General features: G+C 62.1%; 3 protein-coding genes. All 3 read left to right on the forward strand.

What is annotated here, in order from left to right; genetic code table 11:
• Positions 1-124: 124 nt before the first annotated feature.
• Positions 125-814: an HAD-IA family hydrolase gene (locus WB402_RS12500; RefSeq protein WP_424208344.1), complete on the forward strand. Its 690-nt coding sequence runs from the start codon at positions 125-127 to the stop codon at positions 812-814.
• The gene (locus WB402_RS12505; protein WP_424208346.1) at positions 763-1,239 is read left to right on the forward strand and encodes a Rieske (2Fe-2S) protein; all 477 of its coding nucleotides are present in this window, start codon (positions 763-765) and stop codon (positions 1,237-1,239) included. The genes WB402_RS12500 and WB402_RS12505 overlap by 52 nt, the downstream gene beginning before the upstream one ends.
• A 44-nt stretch (positions 1,240-1,283) precedes the next feature.
• Positions 1,284-1,956, forward strand: a 673-nt coding sequence (locus WB402_RS12510; protein WP_424208348.1) for a S49 family peptidase, incomplete at its 3' end; no start/stop codon positions are given.

Consider the following 1,956-nt stretch of genomic DNA (forward strand, 5'->3'; position numbering starts at 1 on the left):
GGTCTGCGGCGCCTGTTCCTGCACGCGCAGCGGCTGCGGTTCACGCACCCGCTAACCGGTTATACAATGGACATCGAAGCCCCGCTTCCCGACGAACTTTCTTCTTTGCTGCAACGCCTGTCCCGTGAAGCCAAGGCATGAGCTGATCATTTTCGACTGGGACGGAACCCTCATGGATTCCATCGCCAAGATCGTGCGCTGCTTCGCCGCCGCGTTCGAAGATGCCGGCGCGCCCGATCCGGGCGAGGACGCCATTCGCCACATCATCGGTCTCGGGCTCGGTGAGGCGGTGACTGAACTGCTCCCGGAAGCCAACGCCACCACGCGCGATCAGGTGGTGGAACGTTACCGCCAGCACTTCCTGCATCTCGACCAGACCGGCATGGAGTTGTTCCCTGGCGTGCGCGCGGGTCTGGAAGATTTGTCGGCGCACGGTTACCTGTTGGCGATTGCGACCGGCAAGGCGCGCCGCGGGCTGGACCGCGTGTTGCGCGATACCGGCACCGCGCATCTTTTCTGCGCCACGCGTTGCGCCGATGAGGCCTTTTCCAAACCGCATCCACGGATGCTGGAAGATATTCTGGAACAGGTCGGTTTGGAGGCGGGTACGGCGCTGATGGTGGGCGATACCACCTATGACATGCAGATGGCGCGCCACGCGGGCATGGATCGCCTTGCCGTGACCTATGGCGTGCATGGGCGCGAGTTGCTGGCGGAGCACGACCCGCTGGCTTGTCTGGATTCGTTCACGGAGGTTTACGAATGGCTGCGGCGCATGGGCGGCGTGTCATCTGTCACAGCCGTGAACTCGTAGAGCGCGGTCACAGTGTGCGCTTCAATGTATCGAGGCACGGAGAAGTGGTTCCCGCCTTTGCCGTTCGTTTCAATGGCAGGGTGCATGCTTATCTCAACCAGTGCGCGCATCGTTCTCTGGAACTCGACTGGAATGACGGCGATTTTTTCGATGCTTTTGGCGAGCATCTCCTGTGCGCCACGCACGGGCGCGCTATGCGCCCGCCAGCGGAATGTGCGTGGGCGGGGCGACTCCCTTCCGAGGCGAAGCTCCTTCGAAGGGAGTACGCCGGGACGCCACAAGCGACGACGTTCATTGAGTCGCCTGGCCGCCACCGCCGAAAGAGCATGCGCCTCGGGCGGTGGCGTCCCCTGCGGCGGAGCAGGGCTGGTGAAGCTGCCGGTATTCGAGGACGACGGCGACGTCTGTTTCGAGGCGGAGGATGATATACACTTGTTAAATTCAGACGAAGTCACGTGAGGTTATTTCCATGACGGACAACGATTCCCCTACTCCGACGTCCTCGAGCGCGCCGGGACGTTCACCGACCTGGGAACGCGATTTGCTCGATCGCCTGGCGTTTGCCGCGCTCACTGAGCAGCGCCGCGCGCGGCGCTGGAAAATTTTCTTCCGGTTTTTCTTCGCGGCCTATCTGTTGCTGATACTGGTTCTGGCGCAGTCGGACAACTGGAGCGGCACGTCACTGGCGAAACGCCATACTGCACTGGTGGATCTCGACGGCGAAATCAGCGCCAGCAGTCAGGCCAGCGCCGACAACGTCATCTCCGGGTTGCGCGCGGCGTTCGAAAGCACATCCACCGTGGGCGTGATCCTGCGCGCCAACAGCCCCGGCGGGAGCCCGGTCCAGTCGGGTTATATCAACGACGAAATCAAGAGGCTGCGCGCGAAATATCCCAAGGTTCCGCTGTATGCCGTGATCGGCGACGTGTGCGCCTCCGGTTGTTACTACGCGGTTGCGGCGGCGGACAAAATCTACGCTGACAAGGCGAGCATCGTCGGTTCGATCGGCGTGCTCATGAACGGTTTCGGTTTCGTGGACACGATGAAAAAACTCGGCGTCGAGCGCCGTCTCATGACCTCGGGCGAGCACAAGGGCTTTCTCGATCCGTTCGGGCCGGTCAAACCGGCTGAGGCGAAACACG

Origin of the sequence: Sulfuricaulis sp. (assembly GCF_049587675.1) — a bacterium.
Lineage (GTDB): Bacteria > Pseudomonadota > Gammaproteobacteria > Acidiferrobacterales > Sulfurifustaceae > Sulfuricaulis.

Excerpts from the sequence above, each read along its gene's own strand:
- WB402_RS12505 (WP_424208346.1), top strand. The coding sequence starts at position 763 with ATGGCTGCGGCGCATGGGCGGCGTGTCATCTGTCACAGCCGTGAACTC.